At 73.2% G+C, this 23,638-nt stretch carries 24 protein-coding genes; 8 read left to right on the forward strand and 16 right to left on the reverse strand.

The features are described from left to right. Positions 1 to 75: 75 nt before the first annotated feature. A complete protein-coding gene (locus tag ACFWBF_RS10900) occupies positions 76 to 927 on the reverse strand; it encodes a DUF1684 domain-containing protein (protein WP_385598470.1) in 852 nt (283 codons plus the stop codon). A gap of 79 nt (positions 928 to 1,006) precedes the next feature. After that, the gene (locus ACFWBF_RS10905) at positions 1,007 to 2,293 is read right to left on the reverse strand and encodes a DUF5685 family protein (RefSeq protein WP_385598473.1); all 1,287 of its coding nucleotides are present in this window, start codon (positions 2,291 to 2,293) and stop codon (positions 1,007 to 1,009) included. Between the two features lie 283 nt (positions 2,294 to 2,576). Here ACFWBF_RS10905 and ACFWBF_RS10910 point away from each other — a divergent pair, with 283 nt between their 5' ends. Next, complete coding sequence (locus ACFWBF_RS10910; protein WP_385598476.1) at positions 2,577 to 3,029, forward strand: cell division protein SepF; 453 nt, start codon at positions 2,577 to 2,579, stop codon at positions 3,027 to 3,029. 37 nt (positions 3,030 to 3,066) lie between these two features. Here ACFWBF_RS10910 and ACFWBF_RS10915 read toward each other — a convergent pair whose 3' ends face one another. Continuing rightward, positions 3,067 to 4,236 carry an acyl-CoA dehydrogenase family protein gene (locus tag ACFWBF_RS10915; RefSeq protein WP_385598478.1) on the reverse strand — a complete coding sequence of 390 codons (1,170 nt, stop codon included), beginning with the start codon at positions 4,234 to 4,236 and terminating at the stop codon, positions 3,067 to 3,069. Positions 4,237 to 4,336: 100 nt separating this feature from the next. After that, the gene (locus tag ACFWBF_RS10920; protein ID WP_385598480.1) at positions 4,337 to 5,965 is read right to left on the reverse strand and encodes an MFS transporter; all 1,629 of its coding nucleotides are present in this window, start codon (positions 5,963 to 5,965) and stop codon (positions 4,337 to 4,339) included. Between the two features lie 297 nt (positions 5,966 to 6,262). On the opposite strand from ACFWBF_RS10920, the gene ACFWBF_RS10925 reads away from it, so the two are divergent. Continuing rightward, positions 6,263 to 7,378, forward strand: a complete 1,116-nt coding sequence (locus ACFWBF_RS10925; RefSeq protein ID WP_385598482.1) for a glycosyltransferase family 39 protein — start codon at positions 6,263 to 6,265, stop codon at positions 7,376 to 7,378. A 196-nt stretch (positions 7,379 to 7,574) separates the two neighbouring features. Then, entirely contained in the window at positions 7,575 to 8,633 is a 1,059-nt protein-coding gene (locus ACFWBF_RS10930) for a phosphatase PAP2 family protein (RefSeq protein ID WP_385598485.1), read from the forward strand. A gap of 281 nt (positions 8,634 to 8,914) precedes the next feature. On the opposite strand, the gene ACFWBF_RS10935 is transcribed toward ACFWBF_RS10930, so the two are convergent. Both ACFWBF_RS10935 and ACFWBF_RS10940 read right to left on the reverse strand, forming a co-directional pair. Next, entirely contained in the window at positions 8,915 to 9,895 is a 981-nt protein-coding gene (locus tag ACFWBF_RS10935; protein ID WP_385598488.1) for a helix-turn-helix transcriptional regulator, read from the reverse strand. A gap of 42 nt (positions 9,896 to 9,937) precedes the next feature. After that, on the reverse strand, positions 9,938 to 10,597 hold the full coding sequence (locus ACFWBF_RS10940) for a transglycosylase family protein (protein ID WP_385598491.1): 660 nt from the start codon (positions 10,595 to 10,597) through the stop codon (positions 9,938 to 9,940). Between the two features lie 295 nt (positions 10,598 to 10,892). On the opposite strand from ACFWBF_RS10940, the gene ACFWBF_RS10945 reads away from it, so the two are divergent. Then, positions 10,893 to 11,696, forward strand: coding sequence for a hypothetical protein (locus ACFWBF_RS10945; protein WP_385598494.1), 804 nt, complete (start codon positions 10,893 to 10,895; stop codon positions 11,694 to 11,696). A gap of 156 nt (positions 11,697 to 11,852) precedes the next feature. Further along, on the forward strand, positions 11,853 to 12,251 hold the full coding sequence (locus ACFWBF_RS10950) for a hypothetical protein (RefSeq protein ID WP_385598497.1): 399 nt from the start codon (positions 11,853 to 11,855) through the stop codon (positions 12,249 to 12,251). A 31-nt stretch (positions 12,252 to 12,282) separates the two neighbouring features. On the opposite strand, the gene der is transcribed toward ACFWBF_RS10950, so the two are convergent. The 5 genes from der to ACFWBF_RS10975 form a co-directional block, all read right to left on the reverse strand. Then, positions 12,283 to 13,740, reverse strand: a complete 1,458-nt coding sequence (der, locus tag ACFWBF_RS10955; protein ID WP_385598500.1) for a ribosome biogenesis GTPase Der — start codon at positions 13,738 to 13,740, stop codon at positions 12,283 to 12,285. Positions 13,741 to 13,816: 76 nt separating this feature from the next. Then, positions 13,817 to 14,404 carry a lysophospholipid acyltransferase family protein gene (locus ACFWBF_RS10960; RefSeq protein ID WP_385598558.1) on the reverse strand — a complete coding sequence of 196 codons (588 nt, stop codon included), beginning with the start codon at positions 14,402 to 14,404 and terminating at the stop codon, positions 13,817 to 13,819. Positions 14,405 to 14,460: 56 nt separating this feature from the next. Continuing rightward, positions 14,461 to 15,159, reverse strand: a complete 699-nt coding sequence (cmk, locus tag ACFWBF_RS10965) for a (d)CMP kinase (RefSeq protein WP_385598503.1) — start codon at positions 15,157 to 15,159, stop codon at positions 14,461 to 14,463. Positions 15,160 to 15,304: 145 nt separating this feature from the next. After that, positions 15,305 to 16,393: a prephenate dehydrogenase gene (locus ACFWBF_RS10970; RefSeq protein WP_385598505.1), complete on the reverse strand. Its 1,089-nt coding sequence runs from the start codon at positions 16,391 to 16,393 to the stop codon at positions 15,305 to 15,307. 177 nt (positions 16,394 to 16,570) lie between these two features. After that, positions 16,571 to 17,029 (reverse strand): YidB family protein, encoded by a 459-nt coding sequence (locus ACFWBF_RS10975; protein WP_385598508.1) that lies wholly within the window; start codon positions 17,027 to 17,029, stop codon positions 16,571 to 16,573. 140 nt (positions 17,030 to 17,169) lie between these two features. Between ACFWBF_RS10975 and ACFWBF_RS10980 the strand changes: the two genes are divergently transcribed. The 3 genes from ACFWBF_RS10980 (at position 17,170) to ACFWBF_RS10990 (ending at position 18,864) form a co-directional block, all read left to right on the forward strand. Further along, the gene (locus ACFWBF_RS10980; RefSeq protein ID WP_385598511.1) at positions 17,170 to 17,514 is read left to right on the forward strand and encodes a DUF952 domain-containing protein; all 345 of its coding nucleotides are present in this window, start codon (positions 17,170 to 17,172) and stop codon (positions 17,512 to 17,514) included. 83 nt (positions 17,515 to 17,597) lie between these two features. Beyond that, positions 17,598 to 18,083: a Rieske (2Fe-2S) protein gene (locus ACFWBF_RS10985; RefSeq protein WP_385598514.1), complete on the forward strand. Its 486-nt coding sequence runs from the start codon at positions 17,598 to 17,600 to the stop codon at positions 18,081 to 18,083. A 139-nt stretch (positions 18,084 to 18,222) separates the two neighbouring features. Next, complete coding sequence (locus ACFWBF_RS10990; protein WP_385598561.1) at positions 18,223 to 18,864, forward strand: DNA polymerase beta superfamily protein; 642 nt, start codon at positions 18,223 to 18,225, stop codon at positions 18,862 to 18,864. Positions 18,865 to 19,112: 248 nt separating this feature from the next. Here the strand turns inward: ACFWBF_RS10990 and ACFWBF_RS10995 are convergent, their stop codons facing one another. The 5 genes from ACFWBF_RS10995 to ACFWBF_RS11015 form a co-directional block, all read right to left on the reverse strand. Then, positions 19,113 to 20,132, reverse strand: coding sequence for an ADP-ribosylglycohydrolase family protein (locus ACFWBF_RS10995; RefSeq protein WP_385598517.1), 1,020 nt, complete (start codon positions 20,130 to 20,132; stop codon positions 19,113 to 19,115). 2 nt (positions 20,133 to 20,134) lie between these two features. Next, the gene (locus tag ACFWBF_RS11000) at positions 20,135 to 20,860 is read right to left on the reverse strand and encodes an NUDIX domain-containing protein (RefSeq protein WP_385598520.1); all 726 of its coding nucleotides are present in this window, start codon (positions 20,858 to 20,860) and stop codon (positions 20,135 to 20,137) included. After that, positions 20,857 to 21,954 carry an AAA family ATPase gene (locus ACFWBF_RS11005; RefSeq protein WP_385598523.1) on the reverse strand — a complete coding sequence of 366 codons (1,098 nt, stop codon included), beginning with the start codon at positions 21,952 to 21,954 and terminating at the stop codon, positions 20,857 to 20,859. Before ACFWBF_RS11005 ends, ACFWBF_RS11000 begins: the two co-directional genes overlap by 4 nt. Then, the gene (gene pnuC, locus ACFWBF_RS11010; protein ID WP_385598525.1) at positions 21,951 to 22,559 is read right to left on the reverse strand and encodes a nicotinamide riboside transporter PnuC; all 609 of its coding nucleotides are present in this window, start codon (positions 22,557 to 22,559) and stop codon (positions 21,951 to 21,953) included. The genes ACFWBF_RS11005 and pnuC overlap by 4 nt, the downstream gene beginning before the upstream one ends. Positions 22,560 to 22,678: 119 nt before the next feature. Continuing rightward, the coding region (locus ACFWBF_RS11015; protein ID WP_385598527.1) for a pseudouridine synthase at positions 22,679 to 23,638 on the reverse strand (960 nt) is incomplete at its 5' end.

Here is a 23,638-nt window from a genome sequence, read left to right on the forward strand (position 1 = left end):
GGGGCACGGCGGGCGCATGGCCGTTCGTCGTGCCCCTGACAAGCCCCGAGAGGTGCTGTCGGGAGTGTCCTGGCGTCAGATACCGGTCGCAAGGGCGGCTTTCAGCCGCCGCTCGCCCGCGGTGACTTCGAACGGCAGGGTGTTCCCCGGCGGCGGGAACGGGCAGATGAAGTGATCCGCGAAGGCGCAGGGCGGCAGCTGGACCCGGTTGAGGTCCACGACGACCGGGGCTCCCCCGGCCTGCGTCCCGCGGGACCCCCAGGCCGGCACACCGGGCCTGAGGAAGCGGAAGCGGTAGCTGGAGCGGCCGCCCGTGGCGTCGCCGATGACCGCCCAGAGGCTGCCGTCGTCCTCGTCCACGGCCACCTGGAGCCGGTGCGTCGCCCCGTCGAAATCGAAGCTCAGCTCGCCGCCGAGACCGAGGCCGCGGGCCCGCCCGTCGGCGTTCTCCACCTGGACGGTCCGGTCCTGTGCGTACGGCTGGAAGTGCCCCGGCAGGACGAAGGCCGGATCGTACGGGGTCGCCTCGATGCCCGCGAAGGCGGCGCGGGCCTCGGAGGCGGGGTCGAAGACGCGCACCGCCCACTCCCCCTCCCGCCGGATCACGACGAGCCGTACGTCCCCGGCCGCGATCCGGGAGTGCGAGGGACGGCTCTCGTCCGCGGCGAGTACGGCGTCACCGGTGAAGGGCTCGCCGTCCAGGCTGATGCCGTCCTCGGCGACCGCGGTCAGGGTCACTCCCGCCCCGGTGGTGCGCCAGCGCCCCGGAACGGCCGGAATTCGACCTTCCGGGTAGTCGGCGAGCCAGTGGGTGCCGATCAGCGCGAGGGGCCCGTAAGGGGCGGACACGGCGGCCACCCGGTGTTCGTGCCACTGTTTCCACGCCAAGTCGGGATCAGGGTCGATGTCATGTGCGTCAGCGCTCATGCCGCTCAACCCTTCCCACGCGGGCCCGGACGGGAACCTCCCGGTACGCCGTCCGGGCCTGCGGCCTTCTGACCGGTGATCAGCAGTCGCAAGGACAGCAGCAGTCGCACCCGTCACAGCCGCAGTCGCAGTTCCCGCAGCCGGGGTCGCCGCAGTCGCAGGCGTCGCACCACGGATCGCGCTTCTCGCGGGACCACGGACCCTCGTGGTCGGTACAACACAGCTGGCAGGTGCAGAACAGCCCGAGGGCCACCGCGCAGCCCGCGAGCAGCCCGCGGCGCGGCTTCTGCGGAGGTATCCCGCCACCGCCACCGCCACCGCCCGGCCCCATGGGCGGTGGCGGCATCCCGGGACCGCCGGGGGCGTACGGGTTGCCGGAGCCGTACGGATCGGCGCTCCCGTACGGATCGGTGTTGCCGTACGCAGGGCCCGCGCCCGGGGCGCCGTACCCCTGCGGCGGCGGCCCGAAGCCCCCCGCCGAGGCGGAGCCGTCGTGGCGGTGCGCGCAGCCGCTCGTCCCGAAGGCCCGGTCCACGGAGGTGCGCAGCTCGTGCACCAGCAGCCGGTGGGCGAGCCCGGCGTCCGCGAACTCCACCTCGCGCAGCGCGAGCCGGATCCCCTCCAGGGCGTCGTCGCAGAGCCGCCGGGCCTCGGTGAGCGGGGTACCGGTGGCGGTCAGCGGGTTCCAGGCCCCGGCCGCGCGGTCCGCGGCCTGGTCCTCGACCGCGTCGAGCAGGTGCGCGAGGCGCCCGAAGTACCGGCCCGCCTCGGCGAGCGCGGGGGCGTTGCCCGGCCGTCCGGCGAGGGTCGCGGTATGCGCGAAGGCGGCGGCCGTCGCGGTCTCGGTGGGCTCGGTCACCACGAGCACCGGGGTGCCCGGGCCGGCCAGGATCTCGATGCCCGGCTGCCGGTCCACGGCGTCGACGAGCACGGCCGTGTCGAAGCCGAGCGAGGCCCCGGTGCGGGCGCCCGCGCGGTCCCAGCCCCGGGCCACTCGGCGGGCGGCGGCGGCGATCGGGGCGCGGGCCAACAGCCCGTCCCGGTCGGCCACGTGGTCGCGTACCTTCGCGGAGGCCAGCACGAGCGAGACGGCGGCCGCGAGCCGCGCCCCCTCGCCGTTCGCCACCGCGGCGGTGCGCATGCCGCGCAGGGGGCAGGGGCCCGCGGTGCGCCGGGCGCCGGGGGCGGGACCGGACTGAGCCTCCGTCAGAACGGAGACGAGCAAACCGTCGTAGTTCGTGACGATCCGGGCGAACTGCCCGTGGTCGCCTCTAAGTGCCAGGCACAGCCCGCACAGATGGGCCATCCACTCCGACTTGAACCGCTCCCCCAGCCGGTGCGTGCAAGGTCTGACGATGCCGAACAATCCACTTCCCCCGTGTGTCATACGCGTACCTGACGGGCATCGTATCGAGCCGCGTCCTTCACCCGTACGTCCCCGTCGGTCACCCGCACGGCGGCAGTGGTCGTATTTTCACTCAGTCAGCAGTGGTACCCACCAGGATCCTTGACGGTGCAACGGATGTTCTGCACCAGTACCGTCACGAAACCCCTGCGCGGTGACTATCCACTTGGCGCGTTGTCAGCATCATGGACGACCATAGGGGCAGCGGAGAGAAGACAACTGACCGCGGTGAGAGGAGGCGTCCATGGGTTCGGTGCGCAAGGCGAGTGCCTGGCTGGGTCTCGTGGAAGACAGCGACGACGAGCGTTACTACGACGACGACTACGCGGAGGCCGGCCAGGGTGGCTCGGTGTCCGGCCCGGGCGACCAGTGGGTCACCGACCCCCGGGTCAAGGTGGCGTCGGAGTCGGCCGTCGAGCAGGGCCGTCGGATCGCGACGGTCACCCCGGACGGCTTCCGTGACGCGCGGGGCATCGGCGAGCTGTTCCGCGAGGGCGTCCCGGTGATCGTGAACCTGTCGTCCATGGACCCGGGCGACGCGAAGCGCGTGGTCGACTTCGCGGCCGGACTGACCTTCGGGCTGCGCGGTTCGATCGAGCGGGTGGCGACCAGGGTCTTCCTGCTGACCCCGGCCGACACCCAGATCGTGAGCGGCGAGCACGGCGGCCGCTCCCGCGACTTCTTCAACCAGAGCTGAGCAGGGCTCTCACCGGCTCCCTCCGGTCCTCCCGGGCCTAACGGAAGGCGTCGAGCCCGGTGAGCGCCTTGCCCAGCACCAACTGGTGCATCTCGACGGTGCCCTCGTAGGTGAGGACCGACTCGAGGTTGGTGGCGTGCCGCATGACGGGGTATTCCAGGGAGATCCCGTTGGCGCCGAGGATGGTCCGCGCGGTGCGGCAGATGTCGATGGCCTCGCGGACGTTGTTGAGCTTGCCGAAACTGATCTGCTCCGGCCGCAAGGTGCCCGCGTCCATCCGACGGCCCAGGTGGTGGGCGAGCAGGATGCCCTTGTGGAGCTCCAGCGCCATGTCGGCGAGCTTGGCCTGGGTGAGCTGGAAGCCGCCGATGGGCCTGCCGAACTGCTCGCGCGTCTTCGCGTAGCCGAGCGCGGCCTCGAAGCTGGCGCGCGCCGCGCCCATGGAACCCCAGATGATCCCGTACCGCGCGTGGCTGAGGCAGCCGAGCGGTCCCTTGAGCCCGGTGACGCCCGGGAGCACGGCGTCGGCCGGCAGCCGTACGTCGTCCAGCACGAGCTCGCTGGTGACGCTGGCCCGCAGCGACCACTTGTGCTTGATCTCCGGAGCAGAGAAGCCGGCGGTGTCGGTCGGGACGGCGAAGCCGCGGATCCCCTCGTCGGTCTGCGCCCACACGACGGCGACGGAGGCCACCGACCCGTTGGTGATCCACATCTTGCGCCCGTTCAGCACCCAGTCGGTGCCGTCGCGCTTGGCGTGGGTCCGCATCGCGGCGGGGTCCGATCCGACGTCGGGCTCGGTGAGCCCGAAGCAGCCGATCAGCTCGCCGGCCGCCATGCCGGGCAGCCAGCGCTCCTTCTGCTCCTCGGAGCCGTACTTCCAGATCGCGTACATCGCGAGCGATCCCTGGACCGAGACGAGGGAGCGGATCCCCGAGTCGGCGGCCTCCAGCTCCAGGCAGGCCAGGCCGTACTGCACGGCGCTGGCGCCGGCGCAGCCGTACCCGGTGAGGGACATCCCGAGCGCCCCGAGCGCCCCGAGCTCCCGGGCCAGTTCCCGGATCCCGGGCAGCTCGCCGCTCTCGTACCACTCGGCGATGTGCGGCAGCACCCGGTCGGCGGCCCAGCCGCGGACGGTGTCGCGGACGGCGAGGTCCTCGGGGCTGAGGAGCTCGTCGAGCCCGAGCGGATCGGTGGGAACGAAGGACACGGGGGCCTCCCGGCGGGCCTAGTCGAAACCTAGCGCTGCAAGTTTGGCCCCACCCCTGGCCCTGGTCCACCCCGGCCTGCCCTTCGCCGAGGCGGACGGGTCAGCCGACGGCCGGGGCGCGCTCGGACGTGGCCTGCGCCGGAAGGCGGACCGGGTCGGCCACGGACGGCTCGCCGCACTCCATGACACGCGGAAGCTTCAGCGCCATCACCGCCCCGGCGAGCAGCAGCCCCGCACTCACCACCAACGTCACGTGCAGCCCTTGCACGAACGAGTGCCGCGCCGCCGCGTACAGCGACTCCCCTGCCGGCCCGCCGAGCCGCGCGGCGATCTGGTAGGCCTCGCCCAGGGAGTTCGCCGCCCGCGCCGACTCCGCCGCCGAGACCCCCGGCACCCGCGCCAGCCCCGGCGCGTAGGCCGCGTTCATCACGCTGCCGAGCAGCGCGATGCCCATGCCCGCGCCCAGCTGGTACGAGGTCTCGCCTATCGAGGCCGCGCCCCCGGCCGCATCCGCCGGAGCCTCGCTCAGCATCGACTCGTACGCCCCGAACAGGGTGGTCTGCAGCCCGAAGCCGAGCAGGATGAAGCCCACCGTCAGCAGCACGGGCCGGTCCTGCTGCCCCATGAAGGTCAGCAGCAGCACGGCTGCGGCGGTCAGCAGGAAGCCCAGCGACACCATCGTCCGCGGCCCGATCCGCGTCAGCGTGTACGACCCGGTGGCCCCCGCGGCCATGGCGGCGAAGGTGAGCGGCAGCAGCCGCAGTCCGGTCTCCAGCGGGCTGAGGTGCAGCACCAGCTGGAGGTACTGGACGGCGATCAGCTCCAGGCCGACCAGCGCCAGCATGGCGAGCACGATGCAGCCGACGGACGTCGTGAAGGCGGCGCGGGAGAACATCCGCATGTCGATCAGCGGATGCGGACGCCGCTTCTGGCGCCGGACGAAAAGGATCACCAGGGCCGCCCCGAGCACCAGCGGAACCAGCGCCTCGGGGTCGGCCAACTGCCGCTCCGCGCCGAGCCGCTTCACCCCGAGGACCGCGCCGAGCACACCGGCGGCGGCCATCAGCGCGCCGAGTACGTCCCACGGCCCGTCGCAGGAGCCCTTGGACTCGGGCAGCAGCCAGCGGCCGAGCGGCAGGATCAGCGCCATCAGCGGGATGTTGATGAGGAAGACCGAGCCCCACCAGAAGTGCTGGACCAGGAAGCCGCCGAGGACCGGTCCGCCGGCCGCGCCGATGGCGGCCACGGCGGTCCAGATGCCGATGGCGACGGCCCGCTCGCGCCGGTCGGGAAAGACCTGGCGCAGGATCGAGAGGGTGGCGGGCATGATCATCGCGCCGCCGACCCCGAGCAGGGCGCGGGCGGCGATCAGCACCTGGGCGCTGTCGGCGAGGGCCGCCATCGCGGAGGCGGCGCCGAAGAGCCCGTAGCCGACGAGGAGGATCCGGCGGCGGCCGACGCGGTCGCCGAGGGTGCCGAAGAGGATCAGGAGGGCGGCGCACACCAGCGGGTAGGCATCGACGATCCACAGGAGCTCGATCGAGCCAGGGCGCAGGTCCTCGGTGACGGAGGGGACGGCGACGTGGAGGATCGTCGCGTCGAGCGCGACGAGCACCAGGCTGACGCAGAGGACGGCCAGGACGGCCCAGCGGTTGGCCCCGCCGGAGACGGCGCCGAGTCGCTGCCAGGGGGAAGGGTTCCTGTCGCCGGCCACGTTCGTCCCCGACATGCATGTACCTCCCAGGTGATCCCTCGCACTCGGCGGACCAGCGTCTTGTGGGGCCACGTTGGGGTTCTGTGTGTGGTGTGGCGTCCTACGGGGTCCGGCGTCGACACGCGAGTTGAAGAGTCAGCGTACGCGAGTTCGGCTGTCCCACACGTGGTCAAGCTCTCATCCCGGCGCCGGCCGCCGTGTGGTCTGCGCCACTCCCGCCACCTCGCCTTCCCGCCCGCTCTTCCCCCGTGTACACGCTCGCTCACGCCCAGTGGTTCTCGGCCACTCCCCGGCGCCCGCGCATCGATAATCATGCCCGTGAAAGATCTTGGATTTCGTCGGGCCGCGCCCGCCCTGGCCGTCTTCGCGGCGGTCCGGCTGCTCGGGCTGGCCGTGCTCGGCGTGTGGGGGGCGGCCGTCGGCAGCAGCCCGCACACACTGCTCTCGGCCCGCTGGGACTCCCTCTGGTACGCCCGGATCGCCGCCGAGGGGTACGGGTACGAGGTGGTCCTCCCGAACGGGGACGTCCACTCCAACCTCGCCTTCTTCCCGCTGCTCCCCTGGCTGGAGCGGCTGGTGTCGGCGGCGAGCGGACTGTCGTACGGCTCTGCGGGTCTCGTGGTGTCGGCACTCGCCGGGCTCGCCACGGCCTGGGGGATCTTCGCGGTCGCCGATCTCCTCCACGGCCGGCGCGCCGGGGTCTTCGCCGTCGCGGTCTGGGCCGCGCTGCCCGTCGCCGTCGTGCAGTCCATGGCGTACAGCGAGTCGCTGTTCACCGCCCTCGCGGCCTGGTCCCTGTACGGGATGCTGCGCGGGCGCTGGATCACCGCGGGCCTGCTCGCGGCCGGCGCGGGGCTGACCCGCCCGGTCGGGGCCGCGGTCGTCGCGGCGCTGTGGGTGGCCGCCGTACTGGCCTGGCGGCGCGGGGAGCGGTCCTGGCGGCCGGTGGCCGGAGCCCTGCTGGCCCCCATGGGCGCGGCGGCGTACGTGCTGTGGGTCGGCGCGCGCACCGGCGCCGGACTGCTGGGCTACCTGGACGTGCAGGGCGGCTGGGGCAACGGCTTCGACGGCGGCTGGGCCTTCGCCCGCTTCATCGGGGCGAAGCTGGCCTCCTCCGCCTTCCTCGCCGGGGTCGGGCTGATCGCGGGCGTGGCCCTGGTGCTGTGGCTGTACGCCCTGTGCGTGCGCGGGCGCCAGCCGACGCCGCTCCTCGTCTACTGCGGGATCGTGGTGGCGCTGGCGCTGTGCGCGTCCGGATACTTCGGCTCCAAGCCCCGGCTGTTGCTGCCCGCCTTCCCGCTGCTGCTGCCGGCGGCGGTGGCGCTGGCCCGGTGGCGGACGGGCCGGGCGGCCGCCGTGCTGGGCGCGGCCGCCCTCGCCTCGGCGGTCTACGGGGCGTTCTGGCTGAACGGCTCGGGGCCGCCGTAACCGCAGTGATTGACCTGCGCCGATAAAGCCGGGTTAAGTGTCTGAAAAAATGGCCGGGCATTGGATCGGGGCGACTCCAACTAATGCCCGAACACCCGGAATTAAGTACCGTGTGAGACCCACTCCACATCACATGGTCATCACAAAGCCCGCGATTCGACCGGGCCGACCATCGGCGCGCGGTAACGTCGATTGAGTGCGTACCGACCAAATCCTGACCCGTCTGGAGCGGGTGTTCGCCCGGCTCGACCGGGAACCAGAGCGACCGGCTCATCTGCAAACACCGCGGATGAGCCGGCATCGCGTCGTGCTCCTCGGGTCAACTCTGGCCTTCTACATCGCGATCGTCGTGGCCGTGCTGACCACGTCCTGGCTCGTCCGCCTGGACTGGCAGGTCATGTTCTTCCGGCCCTACGAGCAGTGGCCGCAGCTGCACGCCTTCCTCGACTACCTCGTCGTCCTGGGCCAGCGCGGACCCACCGCGGTCATGGTCGCGGCCTGGCTCGGGTGGCGTTCCTGGCGGCAGCACACGCTGCGCCCGCTGATCACCCTCGGCATGGCCCTGCTGCTCCTCAACATCACCGTCGGCGCCGTCAAGCTCGGCCTCGGCCGGCTCGGCCCGCACTACGCCACGCAGATCGGCTCCGCGGAGCTCTTCGCGGGCGGCGATATATTTCCTTCCGGCCACACCGCCAACGCCGTCGTGACCTGGGGAATCCTGGCCTACCTGGCCTCCACCGTGGTCACCCGGCGCGTGCTGTCCGTGGTCTCCGCGGTGGTCTCGCTCAGCGTCGGCGCCACCACCGTCTACCTCGGCACCCACTGGGTCAGCGACGTCCTGCTCGGCTGGTCGGCCGGCCTGCTGGTCCTGCTCGCCCTGCCCTGGTGCGAGCCGCTCACCGCCGCGGTCGAGGCCTACGTCTTCGGCCTGCGCGAGCGGCTGCGCCGCCGTATGGAGGCCGGGCGGGTGCCCGCGCCCCTCACCGGCGTACTCGTACCGCTGCTCTCCGCGGGCGGCAAGTGGCAGTTCCGGGGCCCGGTCGAGACCGCGGAGCCGGCGGCCCAGCCGGCCGCGACCGCCGCCCTGCCCCCCGGGCGCTCCCCGGCTCCCCGGCCCGCCGCGCACATCCCGTCCCGTCCGCACCTGATCCGCTCCGAGCGCACCCCGGTGACCCCGGCCGGCAGCCGCCGCCCCGTCCACGCCGAGCGGGCCGCGGCCCGCGCCGCCGCCGCCCGCCCGGTCGCCGGGGGCTGAGCGGGAACGGTACGCACGAAGCAGGTACGCACGCGCGACTTTCGGCGGGTCCGGTCATCGACCGGGCCCGCCGTCGTCGTTCACCTGGCCGCAACGTCAGCCGTACGCCCGGAGGTTCGTCCGTCCCGGGTCACGCTTGTGTCACGGATTGTCGACAGTTTTTTGACAGCCGAGTTCGGGTGAATCCATTTCTTTCCGCCTCGCGACACGCCCGGGGGAAAATCCTCTTCGGAATTTCCTTCCGGGGTCTTGGAATTACACTCGAGACCCACTCGGGTTCCTTACATCTCCTTCACGGAACCGGGCTCCAAGGCGCGGCCGAGGAGATCCCTCGCGGCCTTGATACGGTCCGTCAGCTCAACCGGTTCGACGACTTCGAACTCACAGCCGATCAGCATGATGTGAATCACCAGAACGTCGAGGTTCACCGCCCCGGTCCGCAGGATGCAGCTCTCCTCGTCGACCGGTTCCAGGGCTCCGTCGCTCGGCCCGATGATCTGCGAGGCCTCCCGCGCCGACACCCTCAGCCGTACGACGGCCCGCGCCGCGTACACGCGCTGGGCGATGCCCTCGGAGACGTACGCGGCCAGGTCCTCGGCCGGCGGCGGGCGCGGGGTGAACCGCGGGCCGTGCGGTGGCCGCGGCTCGATCCGGTCGGCCCGGAAGGTCCGCCAGGCCTTCCGGTCGAGGTCCCAGGCGACGAGGTACCAGCGGCGCTCGGTGCACACCAGCCGGTGCGGCTCGACGGTACGGCGGCTGACCGCGCCCCCGTGGTCCCGGTACCCGAAGCGCAGCCGCTCGCTGTCGCGGCAGACGGTGGCGAGCTCGGTCAGCACGGCGGGGTCGACGGCGGGGCCCGCGGCGGCGCGCAGCATCGGCACGGTGAACCGGTTCAGGGCGGAGACCCTGCCGCGCAGCCGGGACGGCAGCACCTGCTCCAGCTTGGCGAGGGCCCGTACGGAGGCCTCGCCGATGCCCTCGACGCCGTTGCCCGCGGCCGTACGCAGGCCCACGGCCACGGCGACGGCCTCGTCGTCGTCGAGCAGCAGCGGCGGCAGCTCGGCCCCGGCCCCGAGCTGGTACCCGCCGCCGGTGCCGGGGCTCGCGTTCACGGGGTACCCGAGCTCGCGGAGCCGGTCCACGTCGCGCCGCACGGTCCGCGGGGTCACGCCGAGGCGGTCGGCGAGATCGGCGCCGGTCCACTCGCGGTGGGCCTGCAACAGGGACAACAGGCGCAGCAGTCGCGCGGAGGTCTCGAGCATGCGAGCAGTCTGCCGCCCCGGCGGACCCGGCCGCAGGCGGCATCAGCCCAAAACCGGCCCCGCCGGCACTTGAGGCGCAGGCGCGACGGGCCCCGCGGGCACCGGCACCGGTGCCGGCACCGGCACCGGCACCGGCGGAGCCACCGGCGGGGCCGGGGGGAGGGTCAGGAGGGTGCCTGCCCGGAGGACTTCGGGGCGGGGGCCGACCACGGCCCGGTTCGCCTCGTACAGGGCCCGCCAGCCCCCCACCACCCGGTGCCTGCGCGCGACCGCCTCCAACGTGTCCCCCCTCCGCACCACGTGCATCCGCCCCGCCAGCCCGTACCGCTTCGCGCACACCGGCCACGCCTCCCACCCCTGCGTGCCGAGCAGGCCCTCCGCCACCCGGATCTGCTGCTCCCGGCTCGCCAGATCCGCCCGCGCCGCATACGCGAGCCCCCCGTGCTCCTCCCACGTCGGCTGCCAGAACTGCAGCCCCCCGTAGAAGCCGTTGCCGCTGTTCACCGCCCACCGCCCACCGCTCTCGCAGTCGGCGACACAGTCCCACGGCCACTCCCCGCCCGGCCCGCAGTCCCCCGTGCGCGGCGCGCGCACCCCCGGAGAGCCGGGAGCCGGCGGCGGCGGTGCGGCGGCGGCCGCCACACCCGGCCCGAGGGCGAACAGCACCGCGGCGACGGCAGCCGGGATCCCGAGGTTGCGCATCGCGTCACGCTACGCAGCGCCCCGGGCCGCTCCCGCCCCGCCACACCGCCCGCCCCCGCGGCCACCCGCTCGGCCCACCCCACCACCCACCCCAAACGAGCAGCTCCGACCACCAACTGCACACAATCAAAAAACAGTTGGCAAGAAAACAAAGCCCCGGTCCCACCGTTCACCCCTGCGGGTGTCCGGTTCGATTCCGTTCCCTCAAACGGCGTGACCCCGGCCGCCGCTCTCCCGTTGAGCCCGGCGAGCCGGGAACCCCCCGGCCCCGCACGCCTAGTCCGAGGAGCCACCCGTGCCGCGCATGCTCGACGTCAGTGATGAGGTACGTGCCGAGATCGGCGACGAGGAGGCCGAACGGCTGCTCGTCGGCGACGGGTCCCCCGGCAGTTACGACTGCACCTCCTGCCGCACCCCCGGCGACTCCGAGCGCGAGCAGACCAGCACCGTGCTGTTCGTCGGCGACGAGACCGCCGTCCTCGCCTTCGCCCACGCCGGGTGCATCCCCTCGCAGGTCGTCTCCGTCTCCGAGGAGCAGCTCCAGGGCGCCGTCCGCTCCATCACCGGCTACACCCCGGGCGCCGGCGGCGACGACGCACCGCAGGCCGTCCCCGGCGGACAGGCCGTCCTCGGCATCACCAGCGGGCTGATCCTGATCGGCGGCGACCTGCACCCCGCCCTGGTCGTCGAGCCCACCGCGGCCATCGCCCGCCCCGGCACCACCGGCCCCGGCGACGACTTCCTCCCGCTCCTCATCGAGCAGGGCTTCATCCCGGTCACCGACACCGGCGAACTGCCCTCCCCGCTGAACGGCTGGTCGGTCCTGCTCGCCGCGGGCCAGCTGCACGCCGTGCTGCAGCCCGGCGCCGACGGCGCCGGCCAGGTCGCCTGGTGGCAGGCGCACCAGGCCCTGTCGGTCACCGACGGCTGGCGGGCCGCGGTCAACAAGACCCAGCGCGTCCTGATCTACGCCGCCCCGGTCGGCTCCATCGGCCAGCAGCCCCGCGAGGACCTGCTCCGCGACGCCCTGGACAAGGCCGCGGCCGACGGCAAGCTGGTGGCCGCCTCGATGCCGCTGGCGGGCACCGCGGGCGCCTGAGTCCTTCCCGCCCCGCAAACGGCCGTCCGCCCCCTGCGATGGGGGCCGGGCGGCGTGCGCCGGGGGTGTGCGCTCCGTCCCGCACACCCCCGGCGATCTGCGTTTTTCCGCCCGGTCACCCCGCATCCGCAGGGGCCCGGGTTCGTTGGCTGATACGTGCATTCATACGACGTCTCCCGCGCCCCGTCCTCTCCGAGCACCGTTCCCCCGATGCGCCACGCACGGGACCGGGACAGCGCTCCGGCCGCCTCGCACACCCCGATCTACGACGCGCTGTACTCGGAGTACCTGCGTTCCTTCCGGGCCCTGCCGGGCGACCGCACGGGCGAGGAGGACCTCGGGTTCACGACGTTCTCGTACGGCGGCCAGGCCGGCGGCTCGTACGGCGGCGGCAGCGGCTGGAACGGTTCCGCATGGCAGCAGCCGGACCCCTGGCAGCCCGCCTACACCCCGCAGCCCGCGTACTCGTACGCATACGCCGGCGGGCGGCAGCACCAGACCGGGATGCAGCACATCCCGGCGGCCCTGCCGCCCGCTCCGCGCCGGGGCTACTGACCCCGGCGCCCGGTGGCGCGTACCGCCGCCGCTACTTCTTCTTGTGCTGAGCGCCGCGCTTCTCGCGCACCCGCACCGAGATGTGGATCGGGGTGCCCTCGAAGCCGAACTCCTCGCGCAGGCGGCGCTCGACGAAGCGCCGGTAGCCGTGCTCCAGGAAGCCGGAGGCGAAGAGGACGAAGCGCGGCGGCTTCGTGCCCGCCTGGGTGCCGAACAGGATGCGCGGCTGCTTGCCACCGCGGACCGGGTGCGGGTGGGCGGCGACGATCTCACCGAGGAAGGCGTTCAGCCGACCGGTGGGGACGCGCGTCTCCCAGCCCGCGAGGGCCGTCTCGATCGCCGGGACCAGCTTCTCCATGTGGCGGCCGGTGAGCGCCGAGACGTTCACCCGGGGTGCCCAGGAGACCTGCTGCATCTCGGTCTCGATCTCGCGCTCGAGGTAGTAGCGGCGCTCCTCGTCGAGCTCGTCCCACTTGTTGTACGCGATCACGATGGCGCGGCCGGACTCGACGGCCATGGTGATGATGCGCTGGTCCTGGACGCTGATGTTCTCGGTCGAGTCGATCAGGATGACCGCGACCTCCGCCTTCTCGACGGCGGCGGCCGTGCGCAGCGAGGCGTAGTAGTCGGCGCCCTGCTGGAGGTGGACCTTCTTGCGGATGCCGGCGGTGTCGACGAACTTCCAGGTGATGCCGCCGAGCTCGATGATCTCGTCGACCGGGTCACGGGTGGTGCCGGCCAGCTCGTTGACGACGACCCGCTCCTCCTTCGCGACCTTGTTCAGCAGGGAGGACTTGCCGACGTTCGGGCGGCCGATGAGGGCGATGCGGCGCGGGCCGCCGATGGGGGTGCCGAAGGTCTGCTCGGGGGCCTCCGGCAGAGCCTCCAGGACGGCGTCCAGCATGTCGCCGGTGCCACGGCCGTGCAGCGAGGAGACCGGGTGCGGCAGACCGAGGCCCAGCGACCACAGGGCGGCCGCGTCGGACTCGCCGCTCTGGCCGTCGACCTTGTTGGCGCACAGCACGACGGGCTTGCCGGCCCGGCGCAGCAGCTTGACGACGGCCTCGTCGGTGTCGGTGGCGCCGACCTTGGCGTCCACGACGAAGACGACCGCGTCGGCGGTCTCGATGGCGTACTCGGCCTGGGCGGCGACGGAGGCGTCGATGCCGAGGACGTCCTGCTCCCAGCCGCCGGTGTCGACGACCTTGAAGCGGCGCCCGGCCCACTCGGCCTCGTAGCTGACGCGGTCGCGGGTGACGCCCGGCTTGTCCTCGACGACGGCCTCGCGGCGGCCGATGATGCGGTTCACCAGGGTCGACTTGCCCACGTTCGGGCGGCCGACGACGGCGAGCACGGGAAGCGGGCCGTGGCCTGCCTCCTCGATCGCGCCCTCGACATCCTCGGCGTCGAAACCTTCCTCCGCGGCGAGCTCCATGAACTCCGCGTACTCGGCGTCGCCAAGTGCTCCGTGGTCGTGCTGGTCGTTCATGAAGTCCGTTCCTCGTCGTTCGTGGTGATCGGTGGCACCCGCGCAGCGCGGTTCCACTACTAGGGTCAAGTCTCGCTCAGCGCCCGGTGAGGCGCTTGGCGTCGGCCAGGTGGGCGGTCAGCCGGTCCTGGATGCGTACGGTGGCCTGGTCCAGCGCGGTACGGGTGCGGCGGCCACTGCCGTCCCCGGCGTCGAAGGCGTCGCCGAAGACGACGTCCACCCGGCTCTTCAGCGGCGGCAGCGCCTTGACCAGCCGGCCCCGGCGCTCGGTGCTGCCGAGGACGGCGACGGGCACGATCGGCGCGCCGCCGCGGACCGCGAAGTACGCGAGGCCCGCGCGCAGCGAGGCGAAGTCACCGTCGCCCCGGGTGCCCTCGGGGAAGATGCCCAGGGCTCCACCATTGTCGAGCACGCCGAGGGCGCGGCCTATCGCGCCGCGGTCGGCGCCGCTGCGGTCGACCTTCACCTGCCCGATGCCTTCGAGGAAGGGGCCGAGGGGGCCGATGAACGCTTCCTTCTTGATCAGGAAGTGCAGCGGCCGGGGGGCGGTGCCCATGAGCATGGGCCCGTCGATGTTGTGCGAGTGGTTCACGGCCAGGATGACGGGGCCGGAGGCGGGCACCTTCCAGGCCCCCAGCACACGCGGCCTCCACAGCCCGTACATGAGCCCGATGCCGATCCGCCGGCCGACCGCCGCACCCTTGAGGGAGGGCGTATCGCTCACTTGCGGCCCGCCCGCTTCTCTTCGACGAGGGTGACCACGCACTCGATCACCTGGTCGAGCGTGAGCTCGGTGGTGTCCACTTCGACGGCGTCCTCGGCCTTGGCCAGCGGGGAGGTCTTGCGCCCGGAGTCTGCGGCGTCCCGCTTGATCAGCGCCTCTTTGGTGGCCGCGAGGTCCGAGGCCTCCTTGCCGCGCAGCTCTCCGCTGCGGCGCGCGGCGCGGGCCTCGGCGGAGGCCGTCAGGAAGATCTTCAGGTCGGCGTCGGGCAGCACGGTGGTGCCGATGTCCCGGCCCTCGACGACCATTCCGCCGACGGCCGCGGCGGCGATGGAGCGCTGGAGCTCGGTGATGCGGGCGCGGACCTCGGGGACGGCGCTGACCGCGCTGACCTTGGAGGTGACCTCCTGGGTCCGGATCGGGCCCGCGGCGTCCTCGCCGTCGACGGTGATGGTGGGGGCGGCCGGATCGGTGCCGGACACGATGGCGGGCTTGCCCGCGGCCACCGCGATGGCGTGCGGGTCGTCGGTGTCGACGCCGTTGGTGATCATCCACCAGGTGATGGCCCGGTACTGGGCGCCGGTGTCCAGGTAGCGCAGCCCGAGCTTGGCGGCCACGGCCTTGGAGGTGCTGGACTTGCCCGTGCCGGAGGGACCGTCGATGGCGACGATCACGGCGGACGGAGCTGCGGTTTCCACGGTGCGGGCACCTTCCTGGTTGCGCGTACGTGTCCGGGCGCGCCAAAGCGCCCCTCCCCAAGGTTACCGGGCCCCGGCGCTCCCCGGCCCCGCCCCGTTCGGCCCAGCCCCGGCGGGCCCGCGGAGGGGGGGTCGGCGGGCGCGGCTACTGCTGGCGCAGCGCCCAGCCCCGCTCGCGCAGCTCGGCCTCCAGGGCCGCCACCGCGCGCGGCTCGACCATCAGCTGCACCAGGCCGGCCTGCTGTCCGGTCGCGTGTTCGATCCGCACGTCCTCGATGTTGACGCCGGCCCGGCCCGCGTCGGCGAAGATCCGTGCCAGCTCGCCCGGCTTGTCGCTGATGAGGACGGCGACCGTCTCGTACACGGTGGGCGCGGCCCCGTGCTTGCCCGGTACCCGGACGCGGCCCGCGTTGCCGCGTCGCAGCACGTCCTCGATGCCGGCGGCGCCGCCGCGGCGCTTGTCCTCGTCGGCCGACTGGAGGCCCCGTAGCGCTTCGACGGTCTCTTCCAGGTCCGCCGCGATCCCGGAGAGGACGTCCGCCACCGGTCCCGGGTTCGCCGACAGGATCTCGACCCACATCCGGGGATCGGACGCCGCGATCCGCGTGACGTCCCGGATTCCCTGCCCGCACAGCCTCACGGCCGTCTCGTCGGCGTCCTCCAGCCGTGCGGCGACCATGCTGGAGACGAGCTGCGGGGTGTGCGAGACCAGGGCGACCGCCCGGTCGTGCGCGTCGGCGTCCATCACGACGGGTACGGCCCGGCAGAGGGAGACCAGCTCCAGCGCCAGGTTCAGCACCTCGTGGTCGGTGTCCCGGGTGGGCGTGAGCACCCACGGCCTGCCCTCGAAGAGGTCCGCCGTCGCCGCGAGCGGCCCGGAGCGCTCCTTGCCCGCCATCGGGTGGGTGCCGATGTACGCCGTCACGTCCACGCCGAGCGCGGCCAGCTCGCGCCGCGGGCCGCCCTTGACGCTGGCCACGTCCACGTACGCCCGCGCCAGGCCCCGCCGGATCGCGTCGGCGAGGGTCGCGGCCACGTGCGCCGGCGGTACGGCGATGATCGCGAGGTCGACGGTGCCCTCGTACGCCGCGTCCGTGCCGGCCCCGAGGGCGGCGGCGGTGTGGGCCCGCGCCGGGTCGTGGTCGACCAGGTGCACGGTGATCCCGCGGCCGGACAGGGCGAGCGCCGCGGAGGTGCCGATCAGTCCGGTTCCGATGACGACGGCGGTTCTCACGGGGTGCTCCATGGGTGCGTGACGGCGGGGCCTGCCTCAGGGTAGCCAGCCCGCACGGTACGAGGGCCCGGCGGCCCGTCGGGTGGGACGGTGCGGCCGGGCCCTCGCGAAGCGGCTGCCTGACGGAACCGCTGGTGCTGTGACCGGAAAGGTGAACCCTTCCGGTCACAGCACTAGCTAGAGCCGCTGCTGTTTGATGATGTCCTCGAGCGAACCGCTGGGCATCGATCCTTCGGGGGTCAGCTTGTCCACCGCCTGCGGCAGGGCCTGCGCGATCTGGTCGGCCGCCTTCTCCGGGGTGACGCCCGCCTGATCGGCGACCTTCTGCAGGGTGTCGGACGGCAGCGCGTCGGCGATCTGGGCGCCGCTGACCGGCTGGTTCTCGCCCGTACCGATCCACGACTTGGCCTGGTCGGCCAGACCCGACTTGGTCAGCATGTCCAGCAGCCCGCCAAGCGGGTTGCTCCCGCCGCCGCCGGCCGCCTGGGCGCCGCCCGCACCGCCGGCGCCGCCCAGCAGCGAGCCGAGCAGCGAGCCGAGGATGTTGCCGCCGCCACCGGGGCCGCCACCGGAGCCGCCTTGGCCGCCGCCGCCGAGGAGACCGCCCAGAAGGGAGCCGAGGTCGTTACCCGCCATCGTCATGCCTTTCGAAGAGGGACCGGGCCGCACGGCAGGCGGCGTACCCGGCTTCGAGACACGGACAATGTCGCCCAGACCGGACAGTGACGCCACTTGGCGCAGGGCCGCCCGGCGGCCGCTGCGGTAGAACGATGGGCATGATCTTCCACCTCGTACCGCTCACCGACTGGACCGCCGAACCCGAGCTCCCGTACGCCCCGCCCTCGCTCGCCGCCGACGGCTTCGTGCACTGTTCGGCGGACCGGCCCACGGCGCTGGCCATCGCCGGCACGCACTACGCGGACGTGCCGGGCACCCTGCTGGCCGTGGAGCTCGACGAGCGCGCCCTGACCTCCGAGGTCCGCCGGGAGGGTGAATCCGGGGACCTCTACCCGCACGTGCACGGCCCGTTGAACCGGGACGCGGTGTTGCGCGTGTGGGAGGTGGTACGAACTCCGGGCGGCCCCGCGGAACTGGTCCCGTGGCGGCGCCCCGCCCACTGAAACCGTGTGGCGGGCTTCACCTGGACCCCCGGCACACGCCAGGATGCTCATCGCCATCCCGGCACCCCGAGCGAGGAGCCCCAGTGACCGAGCAGAGCCGTACGAGCATCCCCACGCCCACCACCCGGCGCACGGTACTGGCGGTGAGCGCCGTCGCCCTGGCGGGCGGCGCCCTCACCGCGTGCGGCGGCGGAGACGAGAAGGAACCGAAGCACGAGAGCGGCAACGCGGCCACCCCGCAGACGTCCGGGCCGGCGGCGTCGGTTCCGGGGACGGCGGGCAAGGCCCTGCTGCAGTCCTCGGAGGTGCCCGTCGGCGGCGGCACGGTCCTCAAGGACGAGAAGCTCGTGGTCACCCAGCCGACGGCCGGGTCCTTCCGCTGCTTCACGGCGGTGTGCACGCACCAGGGCTGTCTCGTGAACAAGGTGGAGGCCGGCACCATCGACTGCCCCTGCCACGGCAGCAAGTTCCAGGTCGCGGACGGTGCGGTGGCCCACGGCCCGGCCACCCGCCCGCTGGCCGAGAAGAAGATCACGGTCGCCCCGGACGGCGCCATTTCGCTCGCGTAGCGGCGCCGCGTCCGCCTACCCTCCCGGAATGAACGAACAGACGCCCGGGACGCCCGGGACGCCCGAGATCCCCGGGACCCTGCCGGTCCCCGACACGGACCTCGTTCTGGTGCGGGACCACACGATCTACGCGTGTGTGATGGGGTCGCGGGCGTTCGGGCTGGCGACGGAGGCGAGCGACACCGACCTGCGCGGTGTCTACCTCGCCCCGACGCCGCTGTTCTGGCGCTTCGAGAAGCCGCCGACGCATGTGGAGGGGCCGCGCGAGGAGGAGTTCTCCTGGGAGCTGGAACGCTTCTGCGAACTCGCCCTGCGCGCCAACCCGAACATCCTGGAGTGCCTGCACTCCCCCCTGGTCGAACGCCTCTCCCCCGTGGGGGAGGAACTCCTCTCCCTCCGCGAGGCGTTCCTCTCCCGCCAGGCCCACACCACCTTCACCCGCTACGCGAGCTCCCAGCACGCCAAACTCGTCGCGGACGTCCGCGTCCACGGCGCCCCCCGCTGGAAGCACGCCATGCACCTGCTGCGCCTGCTCCTGTCCTGCCGCGACCTGCTGCGCACGGGCCGCCTCACCATCGACGCCGGCCCCCACCGCGACCGCCTGCTGGCGGTCAAGCGCGGCGAGCTCGCCTGGTCCGAGGTCGACGCCTGGATGACCCGCCTCACCACGGAGGCCGACACCGCCCTGACCACCACCCCGCTCCCCGCCGCACCGGACCGCCCCCGCGTGGAGGACTTCCTCCTGCGCACCCGCCGCACCTCGGCCGGCGCCCGCGCCTAGCCCCCGGCGCGGCCGCGGACGACGAAGTCGTCGAGCGCGTCGTACGCCGACCCGTACGCGGGCAGCGCCGAGCAGCCTTGGGCCGCGTCCAGCACCCCGTGCAGCGCCTCGAAGTCCTGCCGCAGCCGCGCCGCGTCGACGCCCGCGGCCGGCCCGTGCTCGGCCGCGACCTTCGCCTCGATCAGCCGCGCCAGACACCGGCTCCGCGGAGGTCGACGTCGGAGTCCCGGGACGGGTATCCGTACGGCTCACGCGTCCCAGAGCGTGCCGAAGGCGAGGAGTTCGTCGCGGTACTCGATGCGGTCCTCCCAGTCGCGCGGCCAGGCGGCCGCGCCGAGGTGGGCGCCGGCGAAGGCGCCGGCCAGGCAGGCGAGGGAGTCGGAGTCGCCGCGGGTGCAGGCGGCCCGGCGCAGGGCGAGGAGCGGCTCCTGCGGGAAGAGGAGGAAGCACTGCAGGGCGGTGGCCAGGGCCTCCTCGGCGATCCAGCCGTCGCCGGTCGTCAGGCAGGGGTCGGTCTCCGGCGAGGGGTTGCGCAGGGCCGCCGCCAGCCGGTCCAGGACGCCCAGGCACTCGTCCCAGCCGCGGGCGATGTAGGACTCCGGCGAGGCGTCGGAGGCGGTGCGCATCCACAGGTCGCCGAGCCAGCGCTCGTGGTAGCGGGTGCGGTTCTCCAGGGCGTACGAGCGCAACCGCCCGACCAGGCCCGTCACCTCGGTCCCCGCCGCCAGCAGGTGCACGGCCCGGGCCGTGAGGTCGGAGGCGGCGAGCGCCGTCGGGTGGCCGTGCGTGAGGGCCGACTGGAGCTGGGCCGCGCCGGCCCGCTCCTCCTGAGTCCAGCCGGGCACCAGCCCGACCGGCGCCACCCGCATGTTCGCCCCGCAGCCCTTGGAGCCGAGCTGGCTGGCGTCGCGCCAGTCCCGCTCGGGCAGGTTCAGCAGGCTGCAGGCCTTGAGGCAGGTGTTGCCCGGGGCCCGGTTGTTCTCCGGGGAGTGGTACCAGTCGACGAACTCCTCCCGGACCGGCCGGGTCAGGCGCAGCGGGCCGACCGGGCCCCGCTCGGCGGCCGTGCGCATCCCGCGGGCCAGGGCCAGCGTCATCTGCGTGTCGTCGGTGACCATCGCCGGGCGGGGCAGCTTCATCTCGCGCCACGGGCCGGTCTTCGCCAGGATCGACGGTACGTCGTTGAACTCCGTCGGGAAGCCGAGTGCGTCCCCCAGCGCCAGCCCGATCATGGCGCCCGTCGCCGCTCGCTTGGTGGTCGTGGTCATGGTCAGTGTCCTTCCGAGGGGCGGAGCAGGGGCGGGTGGAGCGCGTTCGCGGGCCCGGGCCGGTACAGCGCGGCCGGTTTGCCGCGGCCGCCGGTGAGGCGGGCGGCGCCGGGCACGGCCTCGACGAAGCCGGGCGTGGCCAGGACCTTGCGCCGGAAGTTGGGCCGGTCCAGGGCGGTGTCCCAGACGGTCTCGTAGACGCTTTGGAGTTCCCCGAGGGTGAACTCGGGCGGGCAGAAGGCGGTGGCCAGGCAGGTGTACTCCAGCTTCGCCCCCACCCGTTCCCGGGCGTCGGCCAGGATCGAGGCGTGGTCGAAGGCCAGGGCGCCGGCCTCCCCGACGGGCGTCCAGCGGGCCTGGGCCGCGTCCCCGCCGCCGGCGGCCGCGGGGTCCGGCATGTCGGGAACCAGCGCGGTGAAGGCCACCGAGACCACCCGCATCCGGGGGTCCCGGTCCGGATCGCTGTAGGTGCGCAGTTGTTCCAGGTGCAGGGCGGTGACGACGGCCGGCGCCAGGCCGGTCTCCTCGGCCAGTTCCCGGCGCGCCGCGGTCTCCGCGGACTCCCGGGGCAGGACGAAGCCGCCGGGCAGCGCCCACGCGCCGGCGTACGGCTCCTGCCCGCGCCGGATCAGCAGGACGTGCAGGGCGCCGCCGCGCACGGTGAAGACGGCCAGGTCCACGGTCACGGCGAACGGCTCGAAGGCGGACGGGTCGTAACGGACGCTCACGGCCGGCTCTCCGCCCGTACGTTCTCCGGCAGCGGGTCGGCGAAGTACCAGCCCTCGGCCAATAGCGCGTCGACGGCGGCCACGGCCGCCGTCAGCCTGGTCTCCCGGTCCCCCGCGACGACCGTGAAACGTCTCCCGGTCCGTTCGAGTTCCTCCCGGAAGCGCCGCGTCATCCACGGCCGTAGCTGCGGTCCGTCGCGCAGCCCGTCGTCCTCGAAGGGCACGTCGGCGTGGTCCGTCAGCACGTACAGGTCCCGCCGGGTCCGTGCCGCGATCTCCTCGACCTCCGCGTTGCGGCCGCCCATGTACCGCTCGTGCCAGATGCCGGTCGCGAAGGAGTCCGTGTCGCAGAGCAGCACCGGCGATCCCAGCCGGGCCGCCCGCTCCTCCTGCTCGTCCTGGCGCCGCGCGATCAGCGGGAACTCCGCCGAGGCGAACGACACGTCCGCCCAGGAGGCCGCCGGGTCCGCGGCGCGGGCGGCCGCCAGCTTCTCCTCGCTGTACTGGCGCCCGTACTCCGCGACCCACCCGGTCTTCGCCCACACCCCGCCGCGCCGGCGGTAGTGCCCGGCCAGGTCCCGGGAGAGCGTCGTCGTCCCGGTCGACTCGGCGCCGAGTACGACGACCCGCCGGGTCAGTGCGGCCCGTACCGCCGGTCCGAGGTACTCCCAGGACCCGGCCGGGTCCCGGCGTACGGCCGTACCGGACACCGGGAACATCGTGCGCCGCGGGTCCACGCAGACCTCCTCGGCGCCGAACCGCCGCGCGAGCTCGGTCCCGTAGGCCTCCGAGGTGAAGACGGCGTGCACCCGCCGGCCCACCGCGCCCCGGAAGATCGCCATGTGGGCCTCCCAGACCGCCGGGTCGTCCAGGTCGACCGGGATGTCGTCCACCGCGCCGACCACGTGCGCCCCGGGGTGCTCCTCGCGCATCCAGGCGACCCGGTCGGCGAGCGGCACCGATTCCACGGAGGCCGCGCACACCAGCACGGTGAGCCGCTCGCACTGGTCCTGGGCGGTGCGCACCAGGTGGTGGTGGCCGGCGTGCGGCGGGTAGAACTTGCCGAGGACCAGGCCGTGGCCGTAGCGCTTCATGCCGTCGCCTCCAGGGCCGTACGGGCGCCGCGTGCCGGGAGCGCCCGGCGCCAGCCGAGGAGCCCGACGACGCACAGGGCGAGGAAGGCCACGTAGAGCAGGGACGTCAGGTAGAGCCCCTTGTAGACGTACAGCGGGATGTAGACGAGGTCGGCGGCGATCCACAGCCACCAGGACTCGACGAGCTTGCGGCACTGGCCGTACGTGGCCACGAGCGACAGGCCCGTGGTCAGCGCGTCCCAGAACGGGACGGTGGAGTCGGTGACGCTGCCGAGCAGCAGCGTCAGGCCCAGTACCCCCACCGCCCCCGCCGTGGCCAGCCAGGCCCATTCGGGCGCCGTGGTGCGACGCACCGGCAGGGCTTCGGGCGTTCCTGGTCCACCCCCGTGGGTCCAGGACCACCAGCCGTACGCGGCGAGGGCGATGAAGACGATCTGCAGCCCGGCGTCGGCGTAGAGACCGGCCTGGGCGAAGAGCACGATGAAGAAGATGTTGTTCGCGATGCCGATCGGCCAGTTGGCGACGTGCTGCCGGGCGACCAGCCAGACGCACAGGGCCCCTGTGGCGAACCCGAGGATCTCGGTCCAGCTCGTTTGCCACCCCATGACGGCCCCCACTCCCTTTAATAGTCATGTTGACTATAAACAGAGTCCCGGGTCCGCACAAGCAAAAAACCCGCGGCGCCGGAAGGCACCGCGGGTTCATCTTCGTGCGGGGGTGAGGCTTACAGACCGACCTCGCGCATCAGCATGCCGACCTCGGTGTTGGTCAGGCGGCGCAGCCAGCCGGACTTCTGGTCGCCCAGCTCGATCGGCCCGAAGGAGGTCCGTACGAGCTTCTCGACCGGGAAGCCGGCCTCCGCCATCATGCGGCGGACGATGTGCTTGCGACCCTCGTGGAGGGTCACCTCGACCAGGTAGTTCTTGCCGACCTGGTCGACGACGCGGAAGTGGTCGGCGCGGGCGTACCCGTCCTCCAGCTCGATGCCGTCCTTGAGCCGCTTGCCGATCTCGCGGGGCAGCGGGCCGGTGATGGCGGCGACGTAGGTCTTCTTCACGCCGTACTTCGGGTGCGTGAGGCGGTGGGCCAGCTCACCGTGGTTGGTGAGCAGGATGATGCCCTCGGTCTCGGTGTCGAGCCGACCGACGTGGAAGAGGCGCGTCTCACGGTTGGTGACGTAGTCGCCCAGGCACTGGCGGCCGTCCGGGTCCTCCATGGTGGAGACGACGCCGGCCGGCTTGTTCAGCGCGAAGAACAGGTACGACTGGGTGGCGACGGTCAGGCCGTCCACCTTGATCTCGTCCTTCGGCAGGACGCGCTTGCCCTGCTCCAGCACGATCTCGCCGTTGACCTCGACGCGGGCCTGCTCGATGAGCTCCTCGCAGGCGCGGCGCGAACCCATGCCGGCGCGGGCGAGCACCTTCTGCAGGCGCTCACCCTCCTCCTCGGCACCCGGGAAGGTCTTCGGCGTCTTGATCACGGGCTTGTCGGCGTACCGGTCGCGCACGCGCTCCTCGATGCGCGCGTCCAGCTCGCGCGGGCGGGACTGGCCGCTGCGGCTGCCGGGGCCGCTGCGCGGGCCGCCGGCCCCGCCGATGCCCGGGGTCTTGGAGGTCTTGGGGCCGCCCTTGGCACCACCGCGCGCGGCTGCGCCACGGGCACCGGAGCCGCCCCGGCCGCCGTC

This window comes from Streptomyces sp. NPDC060028, assembly GCF_042736725.1.
Classification (GTDB): domain Bacteria; phylum Actinomycetota; class Actinomycetes; order Streptomycetales; family Streptomycetaceae; genus Streptomyces.